The organism is Rickettsiales bacterium (assembly GCA_033762595.1).
Classification (GTDB): Bacteria; Pseudomonadota; Alphaproteobacteria; order Rickettsiales; family UBA8987; genus JANPLD01.
Map to the genome: position 1 here is coordinate 1 of JANRLM010000066.1, position 8890 is coordinate 8890.

General features: G+C 33.3%; 4 protein-coding genes. 3 read left to right on the top strand and 1 reads right to left on the bottom strand.

Annotated features, from left to right (window positions below; translation table 11 throughout):
• Positions 1-6007 (bottom strand): hypothetical protein (locus SFT90_04890; GenBank protein MDX1949818.1); only part of this gene is annotated, 6007 nt, incomplete at its 3' end.
• Between the two features lie 196 nt (positions 6008-6203).
• On the opposite strand from SFT90_04890, the gene sucC reads away from it, so the two are divergent.
• The 3 genes from sucC to SFT90_04905 form a co-directional block, all read left to right on the top strand.
• Positions 6204-7394 carry an ADP-forming succinate--CoA ligase subunit beta gene (gene sucC / locus SFT90_04895; GenBank protein MDX1949819.1) on the top strand — a complete coding sequence of 397 codons (1191 nt, stop codon included), beginning with the start codon at positions 6204-6206 and terminating at the stop codon, positions 7392-7394.
• Positions 7395-7419: 25 nt separating this feature from the next.
• Complete coding sequence (gene sucD / locus SFT90_04900) at positions 7420-8310, top strand: succinate--CoA ligase subunit alpha (protein ID MDX1949820.1); 891 nt, start codon at positions 7420-7422, stop codon at positions 8308-8310.
• Positions 8311-8526: 216 nt separating this feature from the next.
• Positions 8527-8890 (top strand): hypothetical protein (locus SFT90_04905; GenBank protein MDX1949821.1); only part of this gene is annotated, 364 nt, incomplete at its 3' end.

Genomic DNA, 8890 nt, shown 5'->3' on the forward strand with positions numbered 1-8890 from the left:
CTACATTGGATGTAAAATGTGTACCTGATAAAAACTCTTGCTCATTACCATTAATATCCTTGAAGATAATTTTAGGTAAATTTACACCTAAAACAGAAACAGAGGTATCATCTTCAATTCTTAGCATAAATAATAACTCTGAGTTGTTCGGTTGAGAAAGAATCTCAGAGGAATCAACGCTTATTATAAATGGATCTGAGTTGTCATCGGTTACTGGAGATTGTATATTAGTCCATACAATTTCTGGTGCTTGGTTTGCTGGCTGGCTTTCTCCATTAATTTTGATTGTGTATTCTTTTTCTGATAACAAGCCACCTGCATCTTGATATTTTAGAGTAAATTTAGCCTCTGCATATTGCCCAGAAGCATTAAGTAAATCTTTAATTTGCTGAATTTTGGTAGGGCTATTAAAATTAATTCTTAGCTTTAAAGAATTTGGATCAATTTGAGCAGAATAAGCCCAAGAAATTTCTAATAAAGTATCGTTTTCAAAAGATATTTTAAGTGGATTTCCAGATAGATCTAAAATAGGGTTCCCGTTAGAGTCAAAAAGGCTAAAAGTAATATTAAATCCATTAAAAAAGTTATTCAAGTTATTTATTATACTTGAGTTTATTGGCACATCATCAGAAATTAAAAACTCAAAAGCTGATAAATTAGAAAAATTACTCTCATTTAATTCAAACTCAAAATCAGCATTGTCATTGTCTAAATCTGTAGTGTTGAAAGATGTAACTGCCCCCCAAACAGGTGCAAGGTTTGCTGGCGGGTTACCATCATCAAAAGTTGCTGAGATTGGTTGAGATTGAGTAACTGGAAGGCCTTGAGTAAACTCTGTAGCTTCAAAAATAAATTCAATGTTTTGATTTTGCCCAGTTATTTGATCTTGAATTAAGGTAATTGCATTAGCATCTTTAATTTTTACCTCAAAAATTTGGCTACCAGGGCTTTGCTCTTCAAATATAAACAAATCATTGAAGTTTGCGTAAATATTTCCATTTATCTTAACTTGTTTAATAACTGCCGTTATAATATCACCAGTAATTTCAATTTCCTTAATAACTTGACCTACTTGTAAATTATCATCTTCAAAATCTGGCTGATTTGAAGTGTTGTCAATGAATGTAACGCCAGTGCTTAACATTGACATCATTGCTCCAGATCCTTCCGGGTTATCACCGCCAACTAAGGAGTTTCCATCTTCAGTAATTCTTAAATTTACAATTTGTGAAGTGGTTAAGTTTCCTAGGCTGTCTAAAGCTCTAATTGTAAAGTTTATTATTAATCTATCACCTTGAGTTATCAAATCTTTTAATTCCTGAATTTTATCAGCCTTAACAAGAATTCTTACGCTATTACCTACAACGCTAGTAGTAAAGAAGTTAGAATAGCTTGCCCCTGAAGATTCTAGAGTAGCAGAAAAGCTATTAGGTGATAAGCTAACTGCAGAAATACCTTGAGGATCACTTACGGCAACAACTTCCGCAACAACTCTGCTTGCTGGGATTGCATCATCATCTAAAAACCCTGTATTGCTATTTGCTCCATTATTGCCACCAGCTAAATAATATTCAAATAAAGTATCGTTAGGGTTTGATTGTTTAACAAAATTTATCTGTCTTGTGAATTCTGAAGTTGCACCTAGCGCATCTTTAATCTGAAAATTAAATTCAACATTAGCACTAGCACCATTAACCATGAATATGTTTTCAAATTCATTTTTTAATGAAATAGATTTGAATTTAACATTTAATTTTTGAGAGTCAGGCTTTAAGCCACCACTATTGTCCGTTGCAGCATTTGCCGAAGCTGTAAAGCCAAAATATTTATCAATATCAGCTGGCTGAACTAAAACCCCATTAATTTTTAATGAAATTATATTAATAGTGCTTGGGGAGGGGTTTATAATTCCATCTGCATCTACTGTAACAATATTTAGATTAGAATCATAATCAACAAAGGTGTAATCAGAAATATTTTGAGTAATATTACCGCTAGTAATTGTATCAATGTCTATTTCTATTGGAGAGTTTGAGCCACTTAAAAATATTGGTGCATCGTTAGAACCATTAATTCTAATTTTTTGTGTTAAAGTTTTGCTTAATCCATTTTGATCGGTAACTTGAACAGATACATCAAAAGTAATATCTTCATATGCAACACTACCAAAATCATTCAATTCTCTATCTAAAAATTGTTTTCCTTCTTCGGTAAGCCAAAACTCCATAAAGGCTTCATTGGCTGTGCTTCCATTTACAATTTCTATTCTATAGTGACTAGAATTAAAGCCACTTAAACTTGCTACTTGAGCATTAGCTCCAACTCCACTTAATACATAAGTAGCGTTTATATTGCCAACGCTTGTATAAAAATTTTGCCCCGAGCCAGAATTAACATAATTTGCATCAATACTTAACTGAGTGTCATCATCAGCTCTAAATCTTGCTAATAGAACCTCACCATTACTATTTGAGAGGTTATCAAAGTCATTCTCATCTATAACGATAATGCCGTTGTTAGTAGGAGTTTGTAATTCTAAAATTGGCGCAGAGTTAGTAAAAGTTATAGCTTTAGTAACTTCATTACTAAATAGTTTAAGGTTAGCTTGTGAAGATCCACCTCCATTACCAATATCTCTTGTTATAAGTTTTACATCAATAATTTTATTGCCAGAGAAATTTACTCCACCTAATTGTTCATTAACAAAAAGATTATATGAGGTTAAATCCTTAAATTTAAGTTCAAAGCTATATTGGTCAATTGTATCATATAAATTTGAATTAATTTCTGTGCCAGAAATTTTTGTAGTTTTCAGATCAAAATATTCTTTAACTTTATTAAATGGAATAACAACTCCGCTAACTTTTACTTCAATTCCTAATCTTGATTTTGCACTATCAAACTGCCACCACCCACTATTATTAATATCTGTATTAAAATTTATAAAACCATCTGAGTCCAGTTTATATAAATTCAAATTTCCATCTAAATCAGTTAATGTCCATTTGCCTAGAATTGTATTAGTTGGGTTAAATGTTCCATAATCAAAAGTTGAAGTTTGATTAGTTGAAGCATCTTCAATAATAACCGGTGCTTCGTTTATAGCTTCAACATTTAGTTTGAAATTAACCTCTTGAGCAGGGAAGCCACTTCCAATAACAGTAACTTTGAAATTAATTTCTTTATCACCAGTTACTTTAGTAACTAAATCTCTGATTTGATCTCTAACACCATCATTAAAATTTAATGAATATAATGCACTATAAGGGTCTTGAGAGAGAATTCTATCTAGAGTGATTTCGTCATTATCATTATTAATAACAAGGCTGTTACCACCAATATTAATTGTAATAAAATCAACTGATAAATTTGCCGGTAAAGGATTATCAGGGTCAGTAATTCTAATTGTTGCAGCAAAATTCTCAATTAAATCTTCTTTGATAGTTCCAATAACACCAGTTGTTGTATTCAGGGCTATATCACCAGCGTCAATTTGGTCATTATTAGAGTTTGTAGAATTAAAAACTTCAGTTTTAACAGGTAAATTCACATCATTTATAAGAAGCCTTAAAATTGCTGTGTTTGAAAACCCACCAGGTACATTTCCTAACTGATCTTCATTTTCTCTAGCTCTAATGTTAAATTGTATTTCTGCACCTTGATTATACTGCAAGTAATTAAGTAATTTATTATACCCACTCTGAGTTAAAACTAAATTATATAATTTTGTAACATTACCTTGGCCACCACTTGTTGCTTCTAGCTTAAAGTCATCATTAAATATTAAGTTTAAGTTTACAAAATTACCATTATCATCTAGAACGACTACCCCTTGTCCTTGCTCAAAAGATGCTATCATTTCTGATGCATCGCCACCCTTATCAAAAAATTTAACTTTTGCTAAAACACTATTTGGTGCAATTTTAACGTCATTTTCATTAAGTTGTAAAACTTCTACAGTATTTGTAATATTATTAGCATTTGCATTTATATCATCATCGATTGTAACTTGAGGAAGTGAGTCACCAGCTATAACGACATTATGAGTAAATGTGCTTTTTTTGCCATTGTAATCAATTACATCAAAGCTGAATTTTAATGTTAAATTATCGCTATCCCCGATTAAATCTTTAACTTTTAGTACCCCATTTTTTTTAAGAATAAATCCTATATTCTGGTTCTTATCAAAATTTTCAAAAATTCCTCTTAAAATTGCAAAATCCCCTAAATTATCAAATAATCCACCCTCTGATAAAGATAGTTGATTAGCGTATGTCCCTGTTGCCTCAATTTTAATATTTTCAATTTTATCAATTTTATCTAAGTCTGTAACTTTAATACCGCCAATATAAATTCCATTGTTACTAAGTTCTAACTCATCTACCTGAGTATTTGAAGCTAGTGATGTTATAAATGGATTGGCACTAGAAATTGCTTCAAAAACAGTATTGGAATTAGTAACGCTGGTAACTTCCACATTGACAAAACCAACGCCAATTTCACCGCTAATTGCATCTTTTGTTTGAAGTTCAAATTTGAATGTTTTGCTTGAGCTTCCAACACCAGTTGTATCATTTCTTAAATATTTTTCGCCATCTTTTGTTAGTAAAACCTTTATATTCCATGTTCCATTAGAGTTTTGTATTTTTGATAGTGTGTAATGTTTATCCAACTCAAATTCTGGTTTTAATTGATTTGATACATATAAATTTATTTTAGCTTCTGGTTCTGCACTTCCATTATTAGCTAAATTACCAACATTGAATTCTGCTATAATCCTTCTTTCTCCACCTTGGGCTTCAGTGCCAGGAGTTTGAAGGTATAGCCCAGTATCTCCATTGGAAATATCATCATCTCTTTCAACATAAGTAATCTTATTATTTGTTAGCTGAGCTGAGTCATTTAAGTACGGATCAACAGCAGTAATAGTAGGAGTTGAATATAGCCCATTGACATTAACTAATATTTTGGCTGGAGTAGGGTCAATGTTTCCATTTTCATCTTTTACTGTAATTAAAAATTCTAATGCTCCTTGTTCACCATTTTGAATTTCCCTTAATTTTTGATAGCCTTTTTCAGTCAAATGCATTTCAAATTTTTGTGATTGTGCATTGTATTCTATATAATATTCACCTGAAAATTTATCTGCTGGAATCCATTTGAAATTTCCATTAGAAACAGCATTATTATGGTTTGCAATAATTGTGCTGTAAGAACCCGTTCCTTTAATTTCAATTTTAGAAATTCTATCTAGGCTCGTTGTTCCATTTGTGCTAGTATCATTATCAACATAGTTGAATCTAAATAACCCACCCAATGGATTTGGATTGCTGCTTGTAGAATAAATCAATTCATTTTCATTAACATAAATATTAGCAACATTGTTATTTAATAAGCTATGATTATTATAATCAAAAACTTCCGTAATGTTTGGATCTTGAATAATAGGAGGCTCACCGTTAAAATCCGTTCCATTCATTTTTATTGATGATGAAACCGAGCCTAAAGAAATAATCTCACTATTACTTACATTTCCATAATGAGTTTTAGCTATAATTTCTATTGATTCCCCTGAATCAATAAGCTGGTTTAACTTCTCAATGTCGGCTTTTGCAATAAATATTTTATGAATATCATTTCCTTGTATGCTATTTATAGTATCTTTCCTAGCGCCAATCGCAATCCCCTTGGCAATTGCAAAATCTGTAACTGAGTAAGTTGTGGTTTCTAATATTCCTGTTTCATCATTTTTTAGAGTTACAACAATAGTTAAAACTACGAAGGAATCTCTTATTAATCCTGAGAGCAAGGGATATTGGGCATTAAGAACACCTATCTCTGAAACCTCACCATGATAATAGTTACCCAATCTTACATCTTGAACGGAGTTGAGATAATTTTGACTAAATAGAAGATTATTAGATGTATCTTTATCCTCTTCACCAAATATATAATTTGCTGTATTATTAAAGCCCTTCAGCCAAGATCTGTTAACAACTAAAGACATAAAATGTGATTATTGAGGTTTAATTTTGATAATATAGTATCACCTAAATATTAAAAAAGTGTTAATATCTTAACATTTTTTTTCAAAAAATTCAATTAAAATATAAATAAAATTTTAATTAAATTTAATGAACTATATCACTTGCAAGAAAAAACTTCCGTGATATAAAAAATCGTTAATTTAATTTGTAATAATAATGAACATTCACGAATATCAGGCAAAGGAAGTCCTAAGAAAGTTTGGCGTTCCGGTTTCTCCAGGTAAGGCTGCTTTTTCGGTTGAGGAAGCGGTTAATGCTGCAAAAGAGTTAAATCACCCATTATATGTTGTAAAATCTCAAATACACGCTGGCGGTAGGGGTAAAGGTAAGTTCAAGGAGCTTCCAGAAGGCTCAAAGGGCGGTGTTCGCTTGGCTAAAACGCTTGATGAGGTTAAAAAGCACTCTGAAGAAATGCTTGGCAAAACCTTGGTTACAATCCAAAATGGCCCTGAAGGCAATGTTGTAAAACGCTTATATATTGAAGCTGGTTCTGATATTCTTAACGAATATTATCTATCTCTAGTTGTAGATAGGGCTACTTCTCGTATCGCAATTATTGCATCATCTGAAGGTGGTATGGATATTGAGGAAGTGGCTCACAATACTCCTGAAAAAATTGTAACAACATATGTTGATCCAGTTGCTGGTTTGCAAGGCTTCCATATTCGTAAAGTTGTATTCGGAATGGGCTTACCTAAAGAAGATTATTCTAAAATTGAAAAGGTTTTAGTGCCACTTTACAAGGCATTTATTGAAACTGACTGCTCGCAAATTGAAATCAACCCTCTTGCACGTATTGCAAATGGTGAAATCAGAGCTTTAGATGCGAAAATCAATTTTGATGATAACGCCCTTTTCAGGCACAAAGAAATTGAAGAACTTCGTGATGAAGATGAAGAAAACCCTCTTGAGCTTCGTGCTAAAAAGTGGGAGCTTTCTTATGTAAAAATGGAAGGCAATATCGGCTGTATGGTTAATGGAGCAGGTTTAGCGATGGCAACTATGGACATCATCAAATTAAATGGTGCACAGCCAGCTAACTTCCTTGATGTTGGCGGTGGTGCAACTAGAGAGCGTGTTACTGAAGCTTTCAAGATTATACTCGCTGATCCATCTGTAAAAGGCATTTTAGTTAATATTTTCGGTGGAATTATGAAATGCGATATTATCGCTGAAGGTATTATTGCTGCCGCTAAAGAAGTTAAGCTATCAATTCCGCTAGTTGTTCGCTTGGAAGGAACAAATGTTCAGCTTGGAAAAGATATTCTAGCTAAGTCTGGCTTGGCAATTATTCCAGCAGATGATTTGGGTGATGCAGCTAAGAAGATTGTAGCCGCAGTTAAGTAATTCATACAGTTAAACGGAGAAAAAAATGAGCGTTCTAGTAAATAAAAACACAAAAGTAATTTGCCAGGGTTTTACTGGCTCTCAGGGAACATTCCACTCTGAGCAAGCCATTAAATATGGCACAAAAATGGTTGGTGGTGTTACACCAGGTAAAGGTGGCACTAAGCACCTTGATTTGCCTGTGTTTGACACTGTTTACGATGCGAAAAAGAAAACTGATGCTAATGCTTCAGTTATTTATGTTCCACCTCCATTCGCGGCTGACGCCATCTTGGAAGCTATTGACGCTCAAATTGAGCTAGTAGTCTGCATTACAGAAGGTATTCCAGTTCTTGATATGGTGAAAGTTAAGCGTGCTTTAAGTGGCTCTAAGACTCGTCTTATTGGGCCTAACTGCCCTGGCGTTATTACGCCTGATGAGTGTAAAATTGGTATTATGCCAGGCCATATTCACAAAAAAGGTAATGTTGGTATAGTTTCTCGCTCTGGAACGCTAACTTATGAGGCTGTTTTCCAGACAACACAGCTTGGGCTTGGTCAATCTACTTGCATCGGTATTGGTGGCGACCCTGTAAATGGCACTAACTTCATTGATTGCTTAGATTTATTCTTGAATGATCCTGATACACACTCAATTATTATGATTGGCGAAATTGGTGGTTCTGCGGAAGAAGAAGCAGCAGATTTCCTCCGTAAATCAAAAATAAAAAAACCAACTGTTGGCTTTATTGCTGGCAGAACAGCTCCTCCGGGTAAAAGAATGGGTCACGCTGGTGCGATCGTTGCTGGTGGTAAAGGAGGTGCAGAAGATAAAATTGAAGCGATGAAATCAGCAGGTATTGCCGTTTCTGACTCTCCTTCACTTCTTGGTCAAACTATGTTTGATCTTCTTAAGGGCAAGCTTAAGGTTGCATAGTTTTTTTACAAGTAGCTTAAGAAGATATTGTTTTGTAATATAAAAGGCGGTTTTGACCGCCTTTTTTTATTAGTTAAAAATAAATTTAGTAAAATTTTAATAAATATGTTATAATGCAAGGGATATGTTGTAAATAAGTTTCCTGATGTGAATTTTTTCTAAGTTAATCAGCTGGTTACAAAGAATAATTAGGATTAAATATCTTTTTTTGTTAGTATGAAATTTATTAAATTAAATATTAAAAAATTGCTGAAAAATACACTAAATATAGGCATTCTCTCGGTTTTGTTGTCATCTTGTTCAGTTGGCGGAATGGTTTATGATGATTTATTTGGCAATCAAAATTCTGTTAGTCCAGATAGAAGAAGGCCAGTTGGTGCTTCGACACAGCAATTTAATCAAATGCCTCAAGGCCAATTTAGTGGTCAATATGGTGGGCAGAATATGTCTTTAGCTCAACTTGGATACTCGGGCGTAAATGGTGGTTTTTCACAAAATCAGCAAATGCCACCTGTTCAATATGGTGCACCAAACATGCCGGTTTATAATCCGCCAATGCCAGCTCAGCAGTTTCAGCCAA

Bases quoted from the DNA above. Each gene is read 5' to 3' on its own strand.
- sucC (MDX1949819.1), top strand. From the start codon at position 6,204: ATGAACATTCACGAATATCAGGCAAAGGAAGTCCTAAGAAAGTTTGGC.
- sucD (MDX1949820.1), top strand. From the start codon at position 7,420: ATGAGCGTTCTAGTAAATAAAAACACAAAAGTAATTTGCCAGGGTTTT.